Origin of the sequence: Paenibacillus timonensis (assembly GCF_022427145.1) — a bacterium.
GTDB lineage: Bacteria > Bacillota > Bacilli > Paenibacillales > Paenibacillaceae > Fontibacillus > Fontibacillus timonensis.
The window spans coordinates 1-21477 of the sequence record NZ_JAKSXN010000077.1; the positions used below are offsets into that span (position 1 = coordinate 1).

Sequence of the window (21477 nt, forward strand, 5' to 3'; positions counted from 1 at the left end):
TAGGCTTTAGCCAGTTGAGCTCGCGAAGCGTGCGAAACAAAAAACCACCCGCTATGCGGGTGGAGGGAACTAGGGTTTGACCAACAAGACCATTCCAATAAAATTGAGATGTTCAGGCTCAATAATGAAAGGAATGGTCTTAGATGGCAAATAAGAGCTATAGTCTAGCTCACACGAAGTGGATGTGTAAATACCACATTGTGTTCACCCCGAAGTATAGACGGAAAGAGATCTATAATCAAGTGAGGAAAGACTTGATCGAGATCTTCAAGCGTTTATGTAAATACAAGGGAGTGGAGATCATAGAAGGTCACATGATGCCAGATCATGTACATATGCTGGTGGCAATACCTCCAAAAATCTCAGTATCATCATTCATGGGATATCTAAAGGGCAAGAGTTCCCTCATGATATTTGAGAAGCATGCCAGCTTGAAGTATAAATATGGCAATCGAAAATTTTGGGCGGAGGGGTACTACGTAAGCACGGTAGGCTTGAACGAAGCCACCGTCGCTAAATATATACGTGAACAGGAAGCACATGACCAAGCCATTGATAAACTGAGCGTGAAAGAGTATGAAGATCCATTCAGCAGAAACGGTGGCAAGAAGAAGTAAACCAGTTTAACTGGTAAGTGAAGGTGACAAATTACACTGAGCCTGAACAATTAATTGTCAGGCTAGCGTCTTTAGGCGCAGTTTGGCAACAGGGGGTTATACCCCAAGAGCAAACCACCCGTTGGACGGGTGGTTATGATTGAAGTGACCTATTTGATTTGGTAGGTTACAGCAGGATGGAACGGCTAACGATGACCAACAGGATAAAGAGAACCAGGATCACGCCCGTGCTCGTGAACAGGCCGCCGTAGCCGCCTCTTGTATCTTCTACTCCGCTCATTTTCATTCCCCTTTCCCATTTAGGCGTAATGTAGTCGTACACCGTATTGTATGAGAAGAGGAGCCAACGTGCGTGGGCCATCGTGCCAATCCCAATGGATCTGCCGCCTATTTGCCTTGCAGGTCTTGTACGCCTTGGTAAATGAGGTCGAACAGTTCTTCGAGGTTCTCCTCCGAGATGCAGGAGAAGGCGATCCGCAGGTCGGTTTCCCCGAGTGCGATCGTACCGATGCCGTACTGTTGGATCAGATGCAGGCGAAGGGCTTCCGCATCTACGGTCTTCAGCTTCAGGCACATGAAATAGCCGGAGTTAAACGGATAGTACTCCCAGACGTTCCCGTACTTGCCGCTGTCGAGCAAAGCTTTGACTTTATTGGCCCGGCCTTTCATGATCCGGAACTTTTCTTCTTTTTGAGCTTCAAAATCTGGCGATTTCAACGCGTGCAGTACAAACGTCTGCGAGGGGTGGGGGCCGCTGGATATCGTGGCGCGGATAATCCCCAGCGTTTTTTGTTCCAGCGCGGACAACAGGGCTGGATCCTCGGCCGCGTAGGTGATAAACCCGACGCGGAATCCCCAGACGTACTCCTCTTTGGTCGCACCGTCCACCTTGATCGGCAAAATCCGCGGATGGAGTCCCGCCAGCTTGCCGAACAACGATTCCTTCAGCGAATCTTCGAAGAACAATCCAAAATAAGCGTCGTCGGTCACGACGGCCACATTAATCCCCTCTTCGGCTGCCGCCTGGATCGCCGCGACGATCTCCCCGCCTTCCTTGGCCCCCGGCGTGTATCCGGTCGGATTGTTCGGGAAGTTCAAGATGACGATGGCCTTGCCTTTTCCCTTCTGGGCCAGCAGCGCTTCGCGCAGTCCGGCGCTGTTGAAGGTCATGTCGTCGGTGAACAGCGGGAAATTGACGAGGTCGGCGTGGCGGCGAATGCCGAAGGTAAGCTCGTAATTCTCCCAGTTTTTGTCCGGATAAATGACGGCGTCGCCTTCATCGACGAACAGGTCGGCGACGATGCTGAGCCCGTGGGTCAGTGCGTTCGTAACGATCGGTTGGCCAAAACTCTTGCCGGCAAGCGACGGGTTCTCCTCAACCATTTTGTCGCGCCATACGTTACGCAGTTCAGGTTTGCCGGCTGGCGGGGCATAAGGGTACAAATCCTGCGGTTTATAGGCAGATAATGTGTCTTGAATGGCTGCCAAATGCATCGGGCCGCCGTCTTCGATGGCGATACCGATCGTTGCGTTATATTTCTTGGCGTGGGCTGAAGCTTCGGCGGATTGGCTCAGGATGCCTACCTTCGGGAAATAGATTTCCTTGCCCAGCGTCGACAGCATATCGTACACGTGCCTATTGCCGGATTTGACGCTCTCGTTTAACTGCTCCGCGAGTGGGTTCATCACATTCATCCTTCCAAATCGGTTTGATATTTTAGGACAGTACCGTCTTAAACTGCCTAACATTATATCATTTCGATCCGGGCGCGTCACGGTGAAATCACGAGGATCACAGCCTAATTTTCTCGGTGGGCCGGACAGTATTTCTTCATGTTGGCGATCGTCTCCGCGTCAAACTCGCCGTCCCGCTGCTCCAGACCGGAAATGACTGCCGACAACTTCGGTTCCTTTAGGTTTTGTCCGAATTTGAATTTGGCGCTCATCTCTTCCGGCACGATCCGGCATAAAGCCACCGCTTTCAGTTGACCGGCATAGTCGGGATCCTCCGGGGTGATCGGCGCATAGCCGCCTTCGGGCTGCAGCTTCTCCATAAACAAAGCGAACGCTTGGGCTTTTTCTTCGAGGTCGTCGACCCTTTCGACCCGGCCGCGCACCATCACGCTTTTGAAATAAGCCGAAGCCGGGCAGGCGAGCTTGGGGTCGGTGAAATAGGACGGGATGATCGCATACTCCTTGGCGACCGTGAAGCTTACCCGGGGATCGCGGGCGAGATGTTTCATTTTCTCCCCGGCCAGGCTCCCGTGAAAATAAAAATAGGTCCCGTCGTATACAAAGTTTAGCGGCGTGACCCGGCTCCATCCATCCTCGCCCACCGTGCCAAGAAACCCGAAGCTCATCTCCTGCAAAAAAACGCGAATTTCGTCTTCTTCCGTAATGCCGAATTCTTTTCTGCGCATGGCTGCTCCCCCTCCGTTGGATTGACTCCCAGCTTACGCCGAAAATTGACAATAAAAAAGAACCAATTTACATTAATTTTAATGGACCAATTGGAACAATCCCGTAGGAGGCACGATGAAGGGGGATTTGGGGTGCCGGACTTTACGATTCCGCTGGCGTTGTTCAGCGAGAAATACCGTTATAAATATTTAGCCGTGTACCATGCGCTGCGCGCAGCGATTCTCGACGGTACGCTGCCGGAAGGGACACGCCTTCCGGCGACCCGGGAACTCGCCGAGTTGTACGGCTTGTCCCGCGGGAGCGTCTCGCAGGCGTATGACATGCTGCACGCCGACGGCTACGTGCGGACCGCCGTCGGCAGCGGGACGTTTGTCGCCGGCGGCCTGCAGCCGCCGCAGGCGGACGACGGCCCGAAAGCGCCGATCGCGTTGTCGCGCTGGGGGCAGCGGGTGACGGCGGCGATGGCTATCGGCGGCGGGGATGCCGCCGAAGCGACGCTCGGCGCAGCGGACGGAGCAAGCGGAGGGCGCGAAGCCGCCGCTCCGGCCGAATCAGCGGCAGCCGTCCCGATCTCGTACCGGGAAGGCGGGCCGTGGGAGGCGCTGTTCCCGGCGGCAGAGTGGAACAGCGCCATGGCCTGGGCGGGGCGCAGCAAGCCCGGCGCCTCCCCGGGCGAAGGCGCGGACCCGGCCGGCGAGCCGGAGCTGCGCGCGGCGATCGCCGCGCATTTGCGGCGCAGCCGCGGCATCGCGGCAGAGGCGGAGCACATCTGCCTCTTTAACGGCTCGATGCAGGCGATCACGCTGCTGACCCAGCTGCTGCTGGGGGAAGGCGAGCCCGCGGTGCTGGAGAACCCGTGTTACTACGGGATCTCGCGTGCCGTGGTCGCCTGCGGGGGCGTCGCCGTCCCGGCTGCGCTGGACGGCGAAGGCATCCTGCCGCGCGATTGGGATGCGCGGCTGCTGTTCGTCACGCCGGGCCGGCAGTTCCCGACCGGCGCCGTGCTCTCCCACGCCCGGCGGCGCGAGCTGCTGGCGTGGGCCGCGCGGCGGAACGCGGTCATCGTCGAGGACGACTATGACAGCGAGTTCCGCTGGGGCGGCCGCCCGCTGGAGCCGCTCAAGGCGCTGGACCGGGAGGAGCGCGTCGTGTACGTCGGCTCCTTCTCCAAGACGATGTTCGCCGCCCTGAGGGTCGGCTACGCCGTGCTGCCGCGCGCCTTGGTCCGGCCCGTGGCGAGCGCCAAGGCGCTCTACGAGCCGGTGCCTCCGGCGCGGCTCGAGCAGCGGGCGCTCGCCCGGTTCATGCGCACGGGCGGCTACGAGCGCCATTTGCGCCGGATGCGCCGCCACTATGGCGCCAAGCAGGAGGCGTTCCGCCGCGGCATGGAACGGGAGCTGGGCGAGCTGTTCCGCCTTCGCCCGGCCGATGCCGGATTGCTGCTGTACGCCGAATGGCGCCGCACGCCGGAGGAGTATCATGCTTTCCGCCAGGCGGCTGCGGACCGCGGCGTCCGTTTTCGCGACGCAGCGATCTACCGAATCGCGCCGGGAGCGCCGGCGGCCTGCTTTGCCTTCTCCCATTTGGACGAAAAGACGCTCATGGAAGGCGTATTTCGCATGAAAGCGGCCTGGAGAGATATTCAAACCCATAGGCTTTAAGGGTATAATAGAGAAAAGGCTTGTCTTGGATTTCAAGCGGTAGCGCGAAGCTGCACGGATCAGGCAGAAATACGCGCCTTTAGGAATTTTTTTCGGGAGGGAAGGACATGCTTCACGTTTCACCGTCTTCATTCGAATTGAAGCCGGCATTCGCTAAAATCGTTTGCGAACCCGGATGGAAATGGCACAAGCGGGAGAAGCCGCTGCAGAACTACGACCTGTTCTATGTGTGGAGCGGAGAAGGTACGGTTGTCCTGAACGACCAGCCCATTCCGGTCAGCAAAGGCAGTTGCTTTCTGTTCCGCAAAGGGGATCATACCAGTGCAACGCACAATCCGCAGCGGCCCCTGGTGCTAACGTACATCCATTTCGACGTTCATGAGCCCGTGATGGAAGTGCCGGGTTCGTACCGCGTACTGGAGGATACGTTGGATTTCGAATACATGTTGTCTCGCTACGTGCGCTTATTCTTAATGAAGGCGTACGCCGCCGAGGAGGAGGCGCAGTTGATTCTCAAGCAGCTGCTCATCCATTTGCTGCGCGAAGAACGGCAGGTGCCGGTGGAGAAGAAGGTCAGCAACCAGCTGCATGAAGTGATCCACGAGGTTGCCAATTTCGTGCTGCAGCACCCGGGTCTGCCTCACAAGGTGCAGGATTTGGCCGCCCGAGCGGGCTTATCCCCGCGATATTTCTCCATCAAGTTCAAGGAGATCATCGGGATGTCGGTACAGTCTTACATTATCAAATCCAGGATCGACCGGGCCCAGCATCTGCTGCTGCATGCCGGCATGAACGTGACCGAAGTCGCCGATGCGCTGGGGTACCGGGATATCTTTTTCTTCAGCCGCCAGTTCAAACAATATACGGGAAAAAGCCCGTCGGAGATCCGCTAAGGCGATGTACGCGAAGACCGATCTAAAGCTTGCAACATCCATTTCTATCAACCGCCGAGATTGATGCTCCGGCGGTTTTTTTTCTTAAGGGCCGCTAACCGCTGTCCTTGACCAAAGTCTAGGGTATGAACCGGTCCCGCGTCCGTGGCGGTTCCCGGTAACCCCGGTATAATTCAGGATAGGTGGTAATATAAGGAGGACGAATATTCAAATGAAATCTACATCCAAAATCGCATGGCTGGCGGCATCGGCTGTACTGCTATCCCTGGCTTCGGGTTGCGGACCGGCGGATAACCAAACGCTGCAGCAGCAATTGGAGCAGACCGTAGGCAATACCGTGGATTCCGTAAGCCAATCGATCAGCGAGACCGCGGCATCCGTACAGCAGTCGGTAGCGTTGGCCGCCGGCGAGTGGAAGGACGATCTGACGTTCACGGGGCGCTCGCATGAGCTATCGGCAACCGGGGAAATCGGCAGCGCCAGCAAACTTCAGCTGGAGAATGCCGTTGGCCGACTCGAGTTGAAGAAAGGCACGTCCGATCGGATCGTGGTGAAGGCGACCATCCAGGCCGCGGATTTGCCCGCACGCAAGGACAAACTTGATAAGTTGTTCGAACAGAGCGAGGTTACCGTCATCCCTGGAGGCGATACGGCCCAAGTGCGTGTGCACGCCAAAGGCAACCCGGATCAAAATCTGTGGGATTGGGCTCAGAAAGAGCTGCATTTTACCGAATTCCGCATCGATTACGTCGTTGAGGTTCCTGCCGGGATCCAGGCGTTCGATGTCTCGAACAATGTCGGCGAAATCTTGGCGAGCGGGCTGACAGGGACGTACCGTCTCAAGGGAGATGTCGGGTCGATCCGGGTCGAGGATGCCCGTCTCTCGGGCGAATCGTCGATCCGCACGGCAACCGGCAGCTTGGATCTGGATATCCTGGCGATGGACCAAGGCAGCCAGCTTCAGGCAAACACCGAAGTCGGCAGCGTCACGGCGGCGCTGGATCCTTCGTTAGGCTGCGATCTGGAAACGTCCAGCGAACTTGGTGAAATCAACGGGGCACCGGAAGGAAAAAGCGAGCGGGGCGGCGGAGGGCCGCTGGTCGCGCTGGGGACGTCCATCGGTAGCATTACGGTGCAATAACGGGGAAGAGCCGGCAGAAGCCGGCGGTATGGAACCTATGAATTAGCTTTTGCTCGGGGCGCAAAGCGCCCAAGCGCTTCGCCCATCCGTACTTTCCGCCCAGGCTCAAGCTCAGGCAATGGGGTGAAAGTGCCGTTTTGGGCAAGCAGGACGACGGTCGATCCGAATTCGAAATAAGCCAGATCGTCGCCCTGCTCCCAGCTTTTGGCCGAGGGGTCGGTGTATTGGATGCTGCTGACGTTCATCGCCCCCACCTTGACGAGCGCGATCTCCCCGTAAGTGTGGGAAATGTAAGTAATGAGGCGCTCGTTCCGGCACAATACCTTCTTCATATGGCGCATGCCGAAATCGTTGACCGGGTAGACCCGGCCTTTTACATGCTCGCTTTCCAGCTTCTTGCCGGTGACGGGCGCATGAATCCGGTGATAATCGGTAGGACTGAGATAAAGAACAAAGGCGTAACCGTGTTTGTACGTTTCTACGCGGGGGGAGCGCGACAGCAGCTCTTCCAGAGAGTAGTCCTGTCCTTTGACGTTCAGGATCGTGCCGGAACGCACCTCGCCCATAAACGTGATCAGCGCGTCCACCGGACTGATCATCATCCCCGGCTCCGCATGCAGCGGGCGCATGCCCGGCTTCAATTTACGGGTGAAGAACTCGTTCAAGGTTCGGTATTCCCGGAGCTCCTTCTCCGCTTCATGTAGCGGAATTCCATAGGATTTAGCGAAGAAAGGGATCATCGCCCGGCTTACCCCCGAATGGGAGAACTTGCCCATCATCCGGGATAACCATTTCCGGGAGGAGAGTTCCGTCATCCATTTCATCCATGTCGCGGCCAAATAGCATCCTCCTAGTCTGTCCGTTAGTGCTGCGTTGGTTTGATGAATTCGTTGCCACTTCCGCTTATCTTGACACAGAATAGGGCCGAAATCAATACGGCGCGCGTAACCCCGGATTACAGAATTGTACAAATTTATGCTTGATGCTTGAGCAAGGTTGGTGTATGGTAATAACAATCGCATAGGGATACGGGGGCTTGAGCGAATCAGGCTGAGATAGCGGCATAAGGCGCCGCGGACCGTTAATCTGATCTGGATAATGCCAGCGTAGAGAATCGATCGTCCGGGATGTTTTTGCGTTTTTTCACGCCCTCGTGACCTGACCGCCGTCTGAGCTTATTCAGGCGGTTTTTTTGCGATGCGATGAAATCCAAACTTTAAGAAATAAGAGGAGAGATGAAGATGTCGGAGGTTGTCCAAAAAAGAATCGGTCGCGGCTTGAAGCTGAGCGATCTGCTGGTGACGGTGCTGGTCTCGTTGGTGCTTGGCGTGGTGTACCACTTCTGGAGCTCGGTGTACAATTTGTTCTCCCCCCTGTTCTTCCAGGCGGATGAGCTGGTGTACGGGATGTGGTTTCTGGCCGCAACGCTGGTGTTCCTGCTGATCCGCAAACCGGGGGTGGCGTTGATCGCAGAAGTAGCGGCGGCCCATGTGGAAATTCTGTTCGGCAGCGAGTGGGGGGTTCAGCTCGTCCTTTACAGCATACTGCAAGGTTTAGGGGCGGAGCTCGTGTTCGCCGCGTTCCGGTACCGGAAATTTTCCGGCTCCGTTGCTGCACTGGCGGGGATCGGGGCCGCCATCGGCTCGGTCATTCCGGATTTCTTCTACGGGTATGTGCAGGATTACGAGCCTTGGCTCCTGACCGCCAAATATGCCATGCGGGCGGTTAGCTCGGCGTTGATCTGCGGTTATTTCGCCTATGCTGTGGTGAAGGCCGTGGAAGCGACCGGGGTCACCACGCTGCTGCGTCCGGTTGATCCGAAGGACTACGCGGCGCTGAACGACTGATGCGGAAGGAAGAAACGGCGGCGGAAGTCCAGGAGCTGCGGCTGAAGTTCCCGGGCGAAGCCGAATTCGTGTTCAAGGATTTGGATTTCTTCGTTCGGCGCGGGGAACACGTGCTGCTGCTGGGTCCCAGCGGATGCGGCAAATCGACGCTGCTTCAGGTGTTGTCCGGGATCATCCCGGATTTGGTGGAAATCCCGATGCGCACGTCTTCGCAGCAGCTCCCATCGTCATGGCGGTTCCTGTTCCAGGACCCGGATACGCAATTTTGCATGCCTTACGTAGACGAGGAGCTGGCCTTTGCCCTGGAGAACCTGGGCGTGCCGCAGCCGGACATGGCCGTGCGGATGGAGGCGGCCTTGGCCAAGGTGGGACTTGATCTGCCTGAGCTCCACGTGCCGATGGATTCGTTGTCCCAAGGGATGAAACAACGGTTAGCGCTCGCCTCGGTGCTGCTCGGCGATCCGGAGGTGCTGCTGCTGGATGAGCCTTCGGCTTTGCTGGACCCTCAGGGCCGCGAGCAAATCTGGCAAACGATCGCCAAGGTCGCCGAAGATCGCACCTTAATCATCGTCGAGCACCGGATCGAGGAACTCACGGCGCTTGGCCTGGTGGACCGCGTCGTATTATTCGGACCGGACGGACGGGTGCTGGGCGAAGGCGCGCCGCAGGCGGTGTTTGACGCGTACCGTTCCGAGCTTGCCGCGTTCGGCATTTGGTACCCCGGAGTCTGGGAGGAATACTTTGCGACCGAAGCAGGCCGCCGCTTGCTGGAGCCGGCGGAGAACGTCCGGACGGAGGATAGAACGGCCGTAGTGGAGCTGAAGGAATTTCGCGGACTCCGGCAAGGGCGTCCGGTGATTGAAGTCGGCCAGGCTGCCGTATATCCCGGCGATTGGATCGCCGTCACGGGGCCAAACGGCGCGGGGAAAAGCTCGCTCCTGCTCAGCTTGATCGGCCTGCTGCCGGCAGAAGGCGCGTACGCGCTGCACGGAAGTCGAATGGAGACGGGGAAACTGCGCCGCCGCGCCCGCAAGCGGCAATTGGAGCGAGCCGCGCGGGAAATCGGCTTCGTGTTCCAGAATCCCGAATTTCAGTTCGTCGCGGATCGGGTGACGGACGAGGTCGCCTTCTCGCTGCGGGAAGAGGGCATCGCTGCCGAGGCGGTTCACGAACGGGTGGCGGAGTCCTTGCGGCGGTTCGGCCTAACCGGCCTGGAGGCGCGCCATCCTTACCAGCTCTCGCTGGGGCAGAAACGGCGCCTCAGCGTTGCCGCGGCAGCGGTGCGGGAGCAGCGGCTGCTGCTGCTCGACGAGCCGACCTTCGGCCAAGACGCCGCGAACACGTTCGCCATCCTGCAGCTATGCGAAGCGCTGCGGCGCCAGGGGACGGCGATCCTCATGGTTACGCACGAGGAACGGATCGCCGAGCGGGTCGCCACCCAACACTGGGAGGTACGGGACGGGCAGGTTATGGTCCAGCGAATGACCCGGCGTGCGGCGAACCTTTGGGATGACGCGGGTGGACCGTTCGGATCAAGCGGCTCGCCAGGCGCGGAAGCTGATTCCTCCGGGGATACGGAACGAGCCCGGCCGACCGGACCAGAGGCGGTGATGACGAAATGAAGCAATTTCTGACGCCGAAGCGGCAGACCTGGCTGCACCGGGCGAACCCGGCCGCCAAGCTAGCGTTGATGATCCTGCTGTTTCTGCTGACGTTGTTTACGCATCGGCTGGACTTTATTTTTTATCAGGCGGTTTTGTTTACGCTACTGTTGTTCTGGTTCAGCGGATATGAGGCGTGGAAAATCGCCCTGCTTGTCCTCCCCTTCGCGCTGATCTTCGCTTCCTCGGCGGCCACGATGATCCTCTTTGGCAAGGGCACGGAGATTTGGTGGGCGTGGGGATTATTTCGCATCTCCGAGGAAAGCTTCTTCCGGGGGATTCATATCGGGTTCAAGGCCGTGGCCTTTGCCGCCGAAGGGCTGCTGTTCGTGTTGACCACGCCTTCGGTCGCCTTGTTTTACGCGCTGATGCAGCAGGCGAAGCTCCCGCCGAAATACGCCTACAGCTTTATGGCCTCGGTCCGGCTGCTCCCCATGGTCTGGGAGGAACTGCTTGTCCGTCGCAATGCGCTGCTCATTCGCGGCGTCCGCCGGCCGCGCGGTCTGCCCGGCCTCGTCGCCCAAGCCAAGCTGTACGCCGTCCCGCTGCTGTCGCAGAGCATCCGCCGGGCACACCGTGTCGCCGTTGCCATGGAAGCGAAGGCCTTCGACGGCGACCGCCCTCGCACCTATTATTACCGCACCGCTTATTCGCGGTATGACGTGCTGGTGTTGCTGCTCTTGGGCGTGGTCGCAGCCGCGGCTTACACGTTGGCACTTCTGTACCCGCTGTTTGGCATCGCGGATGTTCGTTATCATTAACCGCGTCCCTTCATGGAGGAAACGAAAGGGCATGATTCCGTCCGGGAAACGAATCGTATTCGTACCGGAGCCTGAGAAATCATGCCCTTTTTTGATGCCGATCGCCCGCTTATTCGGATGCGCGTTTCGGCGAAACGGGCCGCCGGGCCGGTTGCTCAAGCAAATAACGGGCGTAGGCCATAGGCTGGCGATAGCTATCCTTCCATGTTTCGGGCATTCCTGCCTTGCGGAATCCGTAACGTTGGTCGCGCCCGTTGCATTCGATAAAGTAAGGCCGCCCGCTTGCCGTTAAGCCGATGTCCAGCCCGAGGTCGGCGAGGTGCGGCAGCCGGTTGCCCAGATGGCGGGAGATCTCCAGGGCCAGGTTCTCGACGTGGGCCAGCGCCGAGGGGACGATCCGCTCCGGGAGCGCCTTGGCCAGCAGCTCCTCGGCGGGAAGGGCTTCGCCGCCTTTGGCGATGTTGCAGACGAAGCTGCCCGCAGCGGCGACTTTGGCAAAACGTCCCGTTACGCCCCATTCGCCTCCGCCTCCCCGCTGCACGGTAATCCGCAGATCGATGGGGCGCTGTTCGAACTCCGCCAGCGGAATCCGCTCCTGCACCAGATAAGGCGTGCGCCGGAGCATGCGGCGGGTCCATGAGGGCAGTTCTCCGCGCTGCAACCGTACCGTTTTCCATCTTTGCTTGCCGATGGGCGAAGCATAGGTAAGTTCCCACCCGCAAGAAGAGGTGTAACGCAAACGCATCACGCCGTGGCCGACGGAGCCGCGAATCGGCTTTAGGATCAGGTCGGGATGGCGGGACATCATCCTCCGCAAGCTCTCGGAGGTTAGCGGCATTGCGGCGGGAAGGTATGCCCTTAAGTGGGGGGCATTCCAGAGGAGGCGGTGGATATAGTCTTTTCCATAACGGTTGTGAGCATTGAAGATCGTGAACCCTCGATCGTTCAGGGATTGGAGTTTTTTCTGGGCCGCGAGCCTGGGATAAAATGCACGGTTATGGAGCACCGATGGCAAAGGCAGCCGTTGCTCCACGTATTCGATGCCGTTATATACATACGCCACGCAGCTGTCCCCCGCCGGATCGATGCCCCCGAGACGCAGAAATAGGGGGGTCAAGCCGAATTCCCGCGCCGTCTCTTCATACCCTGCGATCCACTCTTGGCCGGTTCTGCGTGTTGGGATCCCTCGGTACATGCTGGAGTTCAGCAAGATTCCGACAGTGTCCTGACTCAAGTGGGTTTCCTCCTTCCCGTGCTTCTTCCTCCAATGTATGTTGTCCCGGTCAAAAAGAGTGGACGACTGTGCTGCGACAGCCGCCTGTTTTCGGGCGATCAGCGGGAGGGATCCACTTTTGGCAATTTGGGCTCATCTTCCGGGAAGGTGTCACATTTGCCAGGGGGGTTTCGTATATTTAGGATAACGAAATCAAGTGTAACGGTAAGGAGGGAGACTTCACATGGATCGGGAAAAAGTCGCGGTCATCGCACCCGGCGCCCTTGCGGCGTCTTCGGGAAAACATCGTCCGGCGGAGAAAATGCTGGAGCGGATGATCCCTTACGCGGCGGAGCAGCTGCACATTCGCATCTTCGGCATCGCCGAAGGACCATTGCCGTCTCAGGGCTGGATCGGCAGCGTCCCCTTTTACCGTCTGCCCGGGGGACGGCTCTATCTGGAGTCGCTGCTGCGTCATCTGCGCAAATGGCGGCCGGATACGGTGGACGTTCACGGCCGGCCGCTGCTGGCTTGTCAACTGAAGGGGCGGCTTCCGCTTTCCCGCGTACTGTTGACCTTGCCCTCCGCTCCGGTCTTCTCCCCTACCTGTCATCCCAAAGCGTGCACGCCGCATATCCTGGAAAGCGTGGACGGCTTAATCGTCGGCAGTGAACGAGCCAAGGCCGAATTGCAGGATCATTTCCCATCCCTGCTCACGCCGGTTTGGGTCAATCTGCCAGGGGCCAGCCTGGAGGATCACGTGCCGCGTTGGACGCCGGACGGGGAACTTCTGCGACGGCGACGGCTGGCGGAGCTTGGATGGACGGACCGCAAAATCGTTCTGCTGTCCGGCGGATTACCGCCGTCTGGCGAGGAGAGCCGAATCGTCTCGGCGCTCTCCAACGTTTTGGGCCGCGTCCCGGAGGCCCTGCTGGTGTACCTTGCTGCCGACTTCCCCGGTTCGTTGCGGGAGCCGTTTGAGCATCGGGCGAATCAAGCGCTGGCCGCTTTGGATCCAAAACGGATCGCCCGCCTTCCGGCTGCCCCGAACGCCCCCTGTCCGGACGGGTATTCCTTGGCGGATTGTCTAGTGGTCTTGCCCGGCGACGACGCGGCATCCATGTTAACGCGCATCGAAGCGATGGCCGCAGGAGTGCCGACCCTTGACGCCAGCGAATCCCGGGTGATCGAATTTGCGGCGGACGCCCTGCTCGCGGGGGGGCCGGAGGCGAGCTTGGCGGACCGCATCGTCCTGCTGCTGCAGGATGAGGAGCTTCGCCAGGTCTTGGGCCGCGCCAGCCGGGAAATCGTTCGCCGCCATTACCGTTGGGAGCATGCCGCGGGCCGTTGGGTAGACCTCGTGCGTGACGGCCGAGCTCAAACCGCAAGCCGCCGCAGCGTAAAAAACTGAAACGGGCCGGCAGGCCGACAAACGCATGGAACGCCGCAAGGCGTTTTTTTGTTTTTTGCGGTTGGACTGGGCTTCGGGGCCCTAGCCGCATTCGTGTGGACAGCTGTACGTTTGCCGTTACCACCCCCCCGGCATGACATACACTGTGGTATATGCTCCGGTATTATCACGTTTTGGGAGGAAATTGATGTGGTCAAAAAACGCAAGCCGCGCATCCGACTGAACCGCAAACCGATTCAGCGCAAGCCGTCGCTGCCGCGTTTGGTCAATCATCCCGACCCTATGGTATCCATCATCATCCCGGCGATGAATGAAAGGGCGACGCTGGCCGGCGTATTGCGCGCAGCGGGCCGGGTTCATCCGCGCAGCGAAACGATCGTCGTCGCCAACGGATCGACCGACGGGACCGCCGAGCTGGCGGAAGCCTGCGGCGCCCGCGTGATCCGTACACCGGAGCCGCTGGGGCATGATGTCGGCAGACGCGTTGGTGCGGAGGCCGCCCGCGGCCATGCGCTGCTGTTCGTCGACGCCGACATGGTGATACCGGCTCGGGAGCTGCGTCCATATGTCAAGGCGGTGTTATCCGGCGTCGACGTTGCGTTAAATGGCTACTCGGGACCGGAAGGCCGGAAGGAAGCCCATCCGGTTGTACTGGCCAAACATGTCCTTAACGGTTTGCTGCGGCGGTCCGACCTGCGGGGCGCTTCCCTAACGGCGGTCCCGCATGCGATGAACCGAAAGGCGGCGGAAACCATCGGACTGGATGCCTTGGAGGTTCCTCCGCTGGCCTTGGCCCGTGCGATTCTGCTCGGGTTAAACGTGCAGGCGGTTCATACCGTTGCTGTCGGCAGGCTGAATCCCGCCCGGGGACGGATACGGGACAAGGGGAAACGCGTCGATCCGCTGACCGCACTGGTAGCAGGGGATCATTTGGAGGCTATCCATTGGCTGCTCCGTCAGCAGGGTCCGCGCGGAGGGTATGGCGATCTGGGCCGGCAGCGCGGCAAGGTGAGGTGAAATAATTATGGAAACGAAGCAATCGATAAAGCAGCGCCGGAGACGGAACAGCAGATACGGATCCTTGGCCCGCCCGCGCGGAAAATCCAGCCGAATGAAGAACGGCTTGGCCCGCAGAGGTCGCAGCTTGGCACGGCCGTCCGCAAAGAAAGGTTATACTGACGGCTCGCTTCAGCGCCTGAAACGAAAGGCGATCGCTGCAGGCATCCGGGCTGCGGTTGAGGGCGAGGTGGCGGATCACGGTTCGCCTCACATGCAGGCCTGCTTTCGGGAGTGGGCCCGGGAGGAGCGAATCGACCAAATGCCGTATGCGTCCATTCTTCCGGTGGCTTTAGCCTATCGCCGCGGATATGCCGATGCCGCCGGGATGAGTGCGCTGTGGATCCCGCTGCCGCTGAACGGCAGCGCCTCAGCGATCGTGACGGCCAGCAATGAGGAGAAGACGCTGCCTGCGGTCGTAGCGGAGCTGTGCAAGCTGCCTTTGCAGGAAATCATCGTGGTCCTGAACGGCTGCAACGACGGCAGCTTTACCGCTGTGGACCGGGATCCGCGGATTACGCGGCTCAGCTTCCCTGAACGTCTGGGCCACGATGTGGGCCGGGCGATCGGGGCGGCAGCGGCCTCCGGGGACATTCTGCTGTTCACGGACGGGGATCTGTGCGTCGCCGCAGCGGATTTAGCCGCCTTTTTAATCGCCGTCGACCAGGGAGAGGATGTGGCGCTAAACGATTTGTCGCCGTATTTGCCGCCGTTTTCGAAGCAGGATGAAGTGACGCGATGCAAGGCCTTTCTCAATTTGGCGCTGGGACGCCCGGATTTGAAGGCGAATTCGCTGACCGCCGTGCCGAACGCGCTGTCCCGCCGCGCTCTGCGAACGTTAGGGAATGCTGCGTTGATCGTGCCTCCGAAGGCTCAAGCGCTGGCTTTGGCCCGCGGCTTGAAAGCAGGCGCGCCGATTTCCGTGGACGTGATTCGCAAGAACCGCATTCGCACCAGCAACAGCGGAACAGGCAACGCGGTCGCGCAGATGATCGTTGGCGATCATTTGGAGGCGCTCGGCGAGGTCATGAAGACGGAGGGCGTCCGGTTGCGATTCACCACGCTGGGCCGCAGCCAATTGGCGAAAATGAGGAATGCCCGATGAGCGGAAACAGCGTAACGAGTATCATCATTCCGACCTATAACGGGCTGCACCTGCTTGCCCCTTGCGTAGCGGCGATCCGCCAGCATACCGAGACCCCCTACGAAATCATCGTAGTGGATAACGGCTCCGAGGACGATACGGCGTCGTTCTGCCTTGAGGAGCGGTTGATCCTAGTGTCGCTCCCGCGTAACCAAGGGTTTCCGATCGCCGTGAATCGCGGATTATCCGTCGCTTCGGGAGATCAACTGCTCATCCTGAACAACGACGTCACCGTCTCCCCGCGATGGCTCTCCAACTTGCTGCTTGCGTTGCACAGCGCCCCGGATATCGGCCTCGTCGGACCGGTGACCAATTATGCCAGCGGACGGCAGCAGGTGGCGATCGACTGGGCGGAGGGGGAGGACTTCGCTCAAGCGGCGGATCGCCACAATCATTCCGAACCGGGCAAATGGCAGGAGGTCCAGCGGCTTGTCGGCATGTGCCTGCTGTTGAAGCGGGAGGTATTGAATCGGGCGGGGTTCCTCGACGAACGGTTTTCGCCCGGTCATTATGAGGACGACGATTACTGCTACCGCGCGCGGCAGCTAGGCTACCGTCTGCTCATTTGCGGCGATACGCTGGTGTACCATGAAGGCAGCTCCAGCTTTAAAGCCCAGCATCCGGAAGGATGGAACGAGCTGCTGGAACGGAACCGCATGCGGTTTATCGAGAAATGGGGAGTGGATCCCTGGCAATTCATTTAACAGGTTTTCCGAATTTACGGTACAAGGGAGGAGCGTTCATGAAAGGCGTGATTTTGGCGGGGGGCAGCGGCACGCGTCTATACCCGCTGACCCGATTGATCAACAAGCATCTGCTTCCGGTCGGGAATTATCCGATGGTCTGTTACGGCATAGAACGGCTGCGTCAAGCTGGAATCACCGACATTCTCATCGTGATCAGCAAGCAATCGGCAGGTCTGTACGCCGACTTTCTGGGCAGTGGGGAGAACTTCGGAGTGAACCTGACGTATCGCGTTCAGGAGTCGGCCGGGGGGATCGCCGAAGCCCTGGAGTTGGCGGACGGGTTTATCCCGCCCGGCGGCAAATTCGTCGTGCTGCTGGGCGATAATCTATTCTTGGACGATTTAACGCCTTATGTGGAGAGATTCAAGCAACAGCCGCCGGGCAGCGCCCGGGTGATGCTGAAGCCGGTGGATGACCCGCGGCGTTACGGCGTACCGGTATTTGCGGATGACGCGCCGGACCATATCGCCTATATCGAAGAAAAGCCGAAAAAACCGAAGTCCAAATTTTCGGTCACCGGCATTTACATGTATGATGACACCGTATTTGGCATCATCCGCAGCATCGACCGTTCCGCCCGCGGCGAGCTGGAAATTACGGACGTAAACAACCGCTATGCGCGGGAAGGCAAGCTGGAATTCGACGTTCTCCAGCTGTGGTGGGGAGATGCCGGCACGCTGGAATCGCTGCAGGAAGCCGGCGTTCATATGAAAGGCGTACTTCCCTAAGGATTAGGGAGCCGGAAAGGAGGGACGGGATGGCTTCACGCGACAACCCATCCGGGCGCAGCCGGTTGACCCGCCGCCGGCAAGGCGCGGGCAAGGCCGCCGCAGCCCGCCGGTCCGCGGTCCGGGGCAAGGCCGGCCGCATTGCTCGTACCGCCGCCGGCAAGGCTGCGCTTCGCCGGCGGCGCGGCAGCCGCCAGCGCCTGCGCGGGCGCCGGGGAATCCGCGCAGCGGCGTGGCGGCCGGCGCAGCGGCACCGGAGCGCGGCGAACGGCGCGGACGCTGCGGCCAGCCTCGGAGGCGGCGGTCCGGCAGGGGCCGCGGCAGCGGCTGCGCCTAACCCGGCCGTGCTAACGCCGCCGTTGTTGCCCGCTCCCGAGCCGACGGGGCCCGCCCCGATCCCGGCGAGCGGCTCCGGGGCCGTCTGGACCGAGGCCGAAGCGGACCGGGTCCGCGCCGCCGCCTTCGAGGAAGGCTACCGCGAAGGCTTGTTTGAAGGCGGGGAAGCCAAGCTGGGCCGCTTGATTCCCCGCCATACGCTGCTGCCCGAGCTGCGGGTGGACGACGTCATCGCCGCGGGCTTCCCGGCCGTTGCCGGGCGCCTGCACCCGCTGCTCACGCCGGCCGGCGTATTCGCCGCCGCCGACGGGGCGCTGCGGGAAGGCCGGCCGCTGTCCATCGTCCGCCTCGGCGACGGGGAGTTGCTCACCTTGGCGCACGGGGCGGTGATCTCCACCGAGGAAGCGCTCCGCTGGGGAGCTTTTTTGCCCTATGCAGGCGTGCATCTGCCGGACCCGCTCGCGCGCGAGGCACTGGCGGCTGCCGTGCGGGCCGCCGATATTATCGGGGTGCCGGAATCCCGGCATCCTTCCTACCAAGGGCTGTTGTTCCCCGTGCTGCGCCACTATGGGATCGATTACCGCGCATTGCGCCTGACCACATCGACCGTGAATTACGAGTTGAATGCCGGCGGTTATTTGACGAGGCTGCTGCATGGCCGGCGGGTCTTGTTGATCGGGAATCAGGCGGAGGTGCTGGCGGGGTTTCTCGGGCAACGCGGCGTGAACGTTGCGGGTTGGCTCGCCCCGGTTCAGGGCGTGGCCGATGTGCCGACGGTCGCCATGCGTGCCCGGGAATTTCCGGATTTTGACCTGGCCCTGGTAGCTGCCGGGGTCGCCGCCGTGATGATCTGCGTGCGGCTGTCCGGGGAGCAGGGCAAGGTGGCGCTGGATATGGGACATCTGGCCGATAAACTGATCAATGGCGAGGCGGCCTTGCCGCAACTTGGGGAGGTGCACACCGGTGCAAACGGATATTGACGGAATCACCAAAGCCCAGGCGAAGCGCCCTTCGGGAACTTACGAACAAGGGTACGCCGCCGGCTATGCGTACGGAGTCCGCGAAGGCCTTCGGACGTTTGGCGCTAGCTTGGATATGACGAGCATCATCATTCCAACATACGATCGCATAGACCTGCTGATGCAGTGCTTGGATCATATTGAGCAACACACGACGTCCCCATATGAGATCATCGTCGTTGACAACGGGTCGGCCGACGGGACGGCAGCGGCCGTCCGGCGGCGGCGCGGGCGGGTCCGGCTAGCGGTGCATCCGCGGAACCTGGGGTTTGCCCGCGCCATAAACACCGGCCTGATGATGGCCAAGGGAAATACGATCGTGCTGCTGAATAACGACGTACTGGTCACGGAGCGCTGGCTGGATCAACTGCTGGCGTGCCTTCGGCAGTTCCCGGAAGCGGCTGCGGCAGGGCCCGTAACCAATTACATCAGCGGCGAACAGCAAATCGACGTTCCCTATGAAGACGTAGCGGATATGCCGGCTTTCGCCGCCATGCACAACTGCTCTGATCCCCAGAAATGGCGCTTGACCGACCGGTTGGTGGGCTTTTGCGTCGCTTTCCCTCGAACGACCCTGGAGCAAATCGGTTATTTTGACGAAGGGTACGAGATCGGGAATTTCGAGGACGATGATTGGGTTGCCCGTTTACGCCTGCAAGGGAAGAGGATGGTGATCGCCGGGGACACTTTTGTTCATCATTATGGGAGCATGACGATGAAAGGATTGGGCTCCCAGGGGTTTCAGGAAGTAAACGCCCGCAATCACCATTTCTTCAACGAGAAATGGGGGAACTTGCACGCCTTATATGCACGGGTGCCGGCATGGCGGGGCGATCGGGTGCTGCGGGCGGCGGATTTCTTTCCGACCCACGTGCCGGTTCGGGACGCGAACGGAGGCGTGCACTGGCTGGAGCATGGCGTTCGCCATCCCTTGCATCAGGCCGGTGAGCTCGGCACGCAGCCGGAGCCGGCGCGGTTGTCCGTGCTGGATCTGCTCCAGCTTCCGGCCGGGCCGGTCCGCTCGCCGGGACAGGTCACTTGGCTTAGCGGCGGCATGCCGCCCGAATCAGGGGGCTTCGCGGACGGCGCCGTCGTCTTCAGCGGCGGACGGTGGTATCAGATCGATCGGGGACAGCGGCGGGAGATTATCTCCGAATATACGTTGCGTACCTGGGGGCTAGCGCCGTCGGGCGCCTCCGTTCCGGTTCCGGAAGACGAGATGGCTGCCTACTCCGAGGGCCTCCCTATCCTGCCACCGCCGCGAATGGTTAGCGACGATTTATAGGCTGGAGCGGGCTGCTTCCCCAGGAACATGCTAATTCTCGCCGGCATATGTTATTGCAGGGCACCTGAGGGGCCGGTGCCTGCTTCCCGAAGCGACAGGCCGGCCTGAGGCAAGGAGGAGTTAGGGTGGAGCAAAAAATTTCGGAGATCATCGTACACATGGCCCACTCTCATCAGCAGATGGCGCGGGTGATCGATGCCGAGCGGCAGGTTGCCGTGCGCATGGCGCAGATTGTGCATGCGATTCCCGATGCCGAGCCGGCGTTCGAAGGAGCGTCCGGCATTCTGGAGAATTCGGGTCGGATTAACAAAAGCGTGATCTCCTATTTAAATGCCATTGCCGATTTGCAGGAGGCGATGGCTGAGAATTTGGGTCATGTCATGAAACAATTGAAAGACCATGAGGAAGAGTGAGGTTAGAGAAGCGGGGTATGATGCCATGAGCAGGGAACAGGCCTATCTGAACATGCTGGATGCGGCCGCCAAAATCCAATGGAACGTCGCGATGATTCTGGAGGCCAAGGCGGTCGAATCCGAGAAGGTGCGCAACTGGATATTGAATCATGTGCTGGAGAGCAGTTTCGAGGACCACGAAAAGCAGCTGTCCGAACCGCTGGATGTTCACGATCAGCTCGTGGAGGTGATCGAAGGCCTGACCAAGCTGCAAAACGGGCTGTGCAGCAACCTGAAAACGGTGCTTCCGCAGGCTGATGAGGAAGGCGGCAGCACTGGCTTGGACGGTGGATTTGGCGGGTTGTTCGGCGGCGGTGATTTTGATCTGGAGGATTCAAGCAAATGACGATCTTCCCCCTTCAGTCCGGGGAGGAGGCCAAACTTCGGTTGATTGACGCGATCAGCCAGAGTCAACTGGCGATGGCGCGAATTCTCGGCAGCCTCGCCGATGTGACCGAATTGTCCCCGGACGCCGCTAGGCATATCGCCGGCAATATCGATAGATTAACGAAATATCAGGAAGCGATGGCCCGCACGGTCTGCGGGTTGACTTTTCATCGCGTCAAATACGGAACTCCTTCGCCGCCATGGATGATCGACGCTTGTTATGCCGCATACGACGCTACCCGAGGAGAACAGGAGGAAGAAGTATGGCAAAAACCAAACTCCGGCGCACCCGCCGTGTGAAACCGCGCGCGCTGAGAAAAATTCGGCCCCGCCGAAAACGGAAGTTGTCCCTGCGCCGAGGGAGCAAACTAACCTCTGCACGCCGCAAGCGGCGCAAGTTGGTGACGAAGCTGCGCTCACGCCGTGGCAGAAGAAGAGTGAGACGCCCGCGCGTTGCTTTGCCGGTACCGGCAGCAGTGATCCCCGTTCCTGAACCGGTTGCCGTGCCGGCACCCGTGGCCGCTCCGCCGGCTACGCCGGAAGACGCCGTCGTTTACGACCAGGCCTATAACGAGGCTTATCAAGAAGGATTTAACAGCGGGTTTTCCCAGGGTTACGAGGATGGGCACAAAATCGCCTATAAAAATCAAATTTAGCAAAAACCGCTGCCGGCGATCCGGCAGCGGTTTTTTTTATGC

General features: G+C 59.9%; 23 protein-coding genes and 1 riboswitch. Of the genes, 18 read left to right on the plus strand and 5 right to left on the minus strand.

The features are described from left to right. Positions 1-143 precede the first annotated feature (143 nt). Positions 144-617: an IS200/IS605 family transposase gene (gene tnpA, locus MJ257_RS22000; RefSeq protein WP_240269155.1), complete on the plus strand. Its 474-nt coding sequence runs from the start codon at positions 144-146 to the stop codon at positions 615-617. A 166-nt stretch (positions 618-783) separates the two neighbouring features. Here tnpA and MJ257_RS22005 read toward each other — a convergent pair whose 3' ends face one another. From MJ257_RS22005 to MJ257_RS22015, 3 genes are all read right to left on the minus strand, one after another. Further along, positions 784-897, minus strand: a complete 114-nt coding sequence (locus tag MJ257_RS22005) for a YjcZ family sporulation protein (RefSeq protein ID WP_213623331.1) — start codon at positions 895-897, stop codon at positions 784-786. A gap of 107 nt (positions 898-1004) precedes the next feature. Then, positions 1005-2303, minus strand: a complete 1299-nt coding sequence (locus tag MJ257_RS22010; RefSeq protein ID WP_240271261.1) for an aminotransferase class I/II-fold pyridoxal phosphate-dependent enzyme — start codon at positions 2301-2303, stop codon at positions 1005-1007. 113 nt (positions 2304-2416) lie between these two features. Beyond that, positions 2417-3037 carry a pyridoxamine 5'-phosphate oxidase family protein gene (locus MJ257_RS22015; protein ID WP_240271262.1) on the minus strand — a complete coding sequence of 207 codons (621 nt, stop codon included), beginning with the start codon at positions 3035-3037 and terminating at the stop codon, positions 2417-2419. An 81-nt stretch (positions 3038-3118) separates the two neighbouring features. Here MJ257_RS22015 and pdxR point away from each other — a divergent pair, with 81 nt between their 5' ends. The 3 genes from pdxR to MJ257_RS22030 all read left to right on the plus strand — a co-directional run bounded on the left by pdxR (position 3119) and on the right by MJ257_RS22030 (position 6733). Further along, on the plus strand, positions 3119-4699 hold the full coding sequence (pdxR, locus tag MJ257_RS22020) for a MocR-like pyridoxine biosynthesis transcription factor PdxR (protein WP_240271263.1): 1581 nt from the start codon (positions 3119-3121) through the stop codon (positions 4697-4699). A gap of 107 nt (positions 4700-4806) precedes the next feature. Beyond that, complete coding sequence (locus tag MJ257_RS22025; RefSeq protein ID WP_178021010.1) at positions 4807-5592, plus strand: helix-turn-helix domain-containing protein; 786 nt, start codon at positions 4807-4809, stop codon at positions 5590-5592. A 211-nt stretch (positions 5593-5803) separates the two neighbouring features. Continuing rightward, a complete protein-coding gene (locus MJ257_RS22030) occupies positions 5804-6733 on the plus strand; it encodes a hypothetical protein (RefSeq protein ID WP_240271264.1) in 930 nt (309 codons plus the stop codon). 35 nt (positions 6734-6768) lie between these two features. Here the strand turns inward: MJ257_RS22030 and asd are convergent, their stop codons facing one another. Then, positions 6769-7572 carry an archaetidylserine decarboxylase gene (gene asd, locus MJ257_RS22035; protein WP_240271265.1) on the minus strand — a complete coding sequence of 268 codons (804 nt, stop codon included), beginning with the start codon at positions 7570-7572 and terminating at the stop codon, positions 6769-6771. A gap of 179 nt (positions 7573-7751) precedes the next feature. Continuing rightward, positions 7752-7863, plus strand: a riboswitch (TPP riboswitch). 111 nt (positions 7864-7974) lie between these two features. Here asd and MJ257_RS22040 point away from each other — a divergent pair. The 3 genes from MJ257_RS22040 to MJ257_RS22050 are packed head-to-tail and all read left to right on the plus strand — an operon-like array spanning position 7975 to position 11002. Beyond that, complete coding sequence (locus tag MJ257_RS22040; protein ID WP_240271266.1) at positions 7975-8580, plus strand: ECF transporter S component; 606 nt, start codon at positions 7975-7977, stop codon at positions 8578-8580. After that, positions 8580-10202 carry an ABC transporter ATP-binding protein gene (locus MJ257_RS22045; RefSeq protein WP_240271267.1) on the plus strand — a complete coding sequence of 541 codons (1623 nt, stop codon included), beginning with the start codon at positions 8580-8582 and terminating at the stop codon, positions 10200-10202. Before MJ257_RS22040 ends, MJ257_RS22045 begins: the two co-directional genes overlap by 1 nt. Further along, positions 10199-11002 (plus strand): energy-coupling factor transporter transmembrane component T family protein, encoded by an 804-nt coding sequence (locus MJ257_RS22050; protein ID WP_240271268.1) that lies wholly within the window; start codon positions 10199-10201, stop codon positions 11000-11002. Before MJ257_RS22045 ends, MJ257_RS22050 begins: the two co-directional genes overlap by 4 nt. A 109-nt stretch (positions 11003-11111) precedes the next feature. Here MJ257_RS22050 and MJ257_RS22055 read toward each other — a convergent pair whose 3' ends face one another. Then, positions 11112-12236: a YheC/YheD family endospore coat-associated protein gene (locus MJ257_RS22055; protein ID WP_240271269.1), complete on the minus strand. Its 1125-nt coding sequence runs from the start codon at positions 12234-12236 to the stop codon at positions 11112-11114. 223 nt (positions 12237-12459) lie between these two features. On the opposite strand from MJ257_RS22055, the gene MJ257_RS22060 reads away from it, so the two are divergent. From MJ257_RS22060 to MJ257_RS22110, 11 genes are all read left to right on the plus strand, one after another. Continuing rightward, positions 12460-13626 (plus strand): glycosyltransferase family 4 protein, encoded by a 1167-nt coding sequence (locus tag MJ257_RS22060; RefSeq protein WP_240271270.1) that lies wholly within the window; start codon positions 12460-12462, stop codon positions 13624-13626. Positions 13627-13815: 189 nt separating this feature from the next. Continuing rightward, positions 13816-14643 (plus strand): glycosyltransferase family 2 protein, encoded by an 828-nt coding sequence (locus tag MJ257_RS22065; RefSeq protein WP_240271271.1) that lies wholly within the window; start codon positions 13816-13818, stop codon positions 14641-14643. 7 nt (positions 14644-14650) lie between these two features. Beyond that, a complete protein-coding gene (locus tag MJ257_RS22070) occupies positions 14651-15787 on the plus strand; it encodes a glycosyltransferase family 2 protein (protein WP_240271272.1) in 1137 nt (378 codons plus the stop codon). Then, complete coding sequence (locus tag MJ257_RS22075; RefSeq protein WP_240271273.1) at positions 15784-16530, plus strand: glycosyltransferase family 2 protein; 747 nt, start codon at positions 15784-15786, stop codon at positions 16528-16530. Before MJ257_RS22070 ends, MJ257_RS22075 begins: the two co-directional genes overlap by 4 nt. A 38-nt stretch (positions 16531-16568) precedes the next feature. Then, positions 16569-17300, plus strand: coding sequence for a sugar phosphate nucleotidyltransferase (locus tag MJ257_RS22080; RefSeq protein ID WP_240271274.1), 732 nt, complete (start codon positions 16569-16571; stop codon positions 17298-17300). After that, complete coding sequence (locus tag MJ257_RS22085) at positions 17231-18616, plus strand: GT-D fold domain-containing protein (protein WP_240271275.1); 1386 nt, start codon at positions 17231-17233, stop codon at positions 18614-18616. Before MJ257_RS22080 ends, MJ257_RS22085 begins: the two co-directional genes overlap by 70 nt. Next, positions 18600-19940, plus strand: coding sequence for a glycosyltransferase family 2 protein (locus tag MJ257_RS22090; protein ID WP_240271276.1), 1341 nt, complete (start codon positions 18600-18602; stop codon positions 19938-19940). Before MJ257_RS22085 ends, MJ257_RS22090 begins: the two co-directional genes overlap by 17 nt. 125 nt (positions 19941-20065) lie before the next feature. Further along, entirely contained in the window at positions 20066-20353 is a 288-nt protein-coding gene (locus MJ257_RS22095) for a nucleoside-diphosphate sugar epimerase (protein ID WP_240271277.1), read from the plus strand. A gap of 25 nt (positions 20354-20378) precedes the next feature. Beyond that, a complete protein-coding gene (locus MJ257_RS22100) occupies positions 20379-20738 on the plus strand; it encodes an alpha-helical endospore appendage domain-containing protein (protein WP_240271278.1) in 360 nt (119 codons plus the stop codon). Further along, the gene (locus MJ257_RS22105; protein WP_240271279.1) at positions 20735-21079 is read left to right on the plus strand and encodes a hypothetical protein; all 345 of its coding nucleotides are present in this window, start codon (positions 20735-20737) and stop codon (positions 21077-21079) included. Before MJ257_RS22100 ends, MJ257_RS22105 begins: the two co-directional genes overlap by 4 nt. Then, the gene (locus MJ257_RS22110; protein WP_240271280.1) at positions 21043-21435 is read left to right on the plus strand and encodes a hypothetical protein; all 393 of its coding nucleotides are present in this window, start codon (positions 21043-21045) and stop codon (positions 21433-21435) included. Before MJ257_RS22105 ends, MJ257_RS22110 begins: the two co-directional genes overlap by 37 nt. The last annotated feature ends 42 nt before the right edge of the window (positions 21436-21477 follow it).

Coding starts and splice junctions, on each gene's coding strand:
- tnpA (WP_240269155.1), top strand. CDS start 144: ATGGCAAATAAGAGCTATAGTCTAGCTCACACGAAGTGGATGTGTAAA.
- MJ257_RS22005 (WP_213623331.1), bottom strand. CDS start 897: ATGAGCGGAGTAGAAGATACAAGAGGCGGCTACGGCGGCCTGTTCACG.
- MJ257_RS22010 (WP_240271261.1), bottom strand. CDS start 2,303: ATGAACCCACTCGCGGAGCAGTTAAACGAGAGCGTCAAATCCGGCAAT.
- MJ257_RS22015 (WP_240271262.1), bottom strand. CDS start 3,037: ATGCGCAGAAAAGAATTCGGCATTACGGAAGAAGACGAAATTCGCGTT.
- pdxR (WP_240271263.1), top strand. CDS start 3,119: ATGGACCAATTGGAACAATCCCGTAGGAGGCACGATGAAGGGGGATTT.
- MJ257_RS22025 (WP_178021010.1), top strand. CDS start 4,807: ATGCTTCACGTTTCACCGTCTTCATTCGAATTGAAGCCGGCATTCGCT.
- MJ257_RS22030 (WP_240271264.1), top strand. CDS start 5,804: ATGAAATCTACATCCAAAATCGCATGGCTGGCGGCATCGGCTGTACTG.
- MJ257_RS22040 (WP_240271266.1), top strand. CDS start 7,975: ATGTCGGAGGTTGTCCAAAAAAGAATCGGTCGCGGCTTGAAGCTGAGC.
- MJ257_RS22045 (WP_240271267.1), top strand. CDS start 8,580: ATGCGGAAGGAAGAAACGGCGGCGGAAGTCCAGGAGCTGCGGCTGAAG.
- MJ257_RS22050 (WP_240271268.1), top strand. CDS start 10,199: ATGAAGCAATTTCTGACGCCGAAGCGGCAGACCTGGCTGCACCGGGCG.
- MJ257_RS22060 (WP_240271270.1), top strand. CDS start 12,460: ATGGATCGGGAAAAAGTCGCGGTCATCGCACCCGGCGCCCTTGCGGCG.
- MJ257_RS22070 (WP_240271272.1), top strand. CDS start 14,651: ATGGAAACGAAGCAATCGATAAAGCAGCGCCGGAGACGGAACAGCAGA.
- MJ257_RS22075 (WP_240271273.1), top strand. CDS start 15,784: ATGAGCGGAAACAGCGTAACGAGTATCATCATTCCGACCTATAACGGG.
- MJ257_RS22080 (WP_240271274.1), top strand. CDS start 16,569: ATGAAAGGCGTGATTTTGGCGGGGGGCAGCGGCACGCGTCTATACCCG.
- MJ257_RS22100 (WP_240271278.1), top strand. CDS start 20,379: ATGAGCAGGGAACAGGCCTATCTGAACATGCTGGATGCGGCCGCCAAA.
- MJ257_RS22105 (WP_240271279.1), top strand. CDS start 20,735: ATGACGATCTTCCCCCTTCAGTCCGGGGAGGAGGCCAAACTTCGGTTG.
- MJ257_RS22110 (WP_240271280.1), top strand. CDS start 21,043: ATGGCAAAAACCAAACTCCGGCGCACCCGCCGTGTGAAACCGCGCGCG.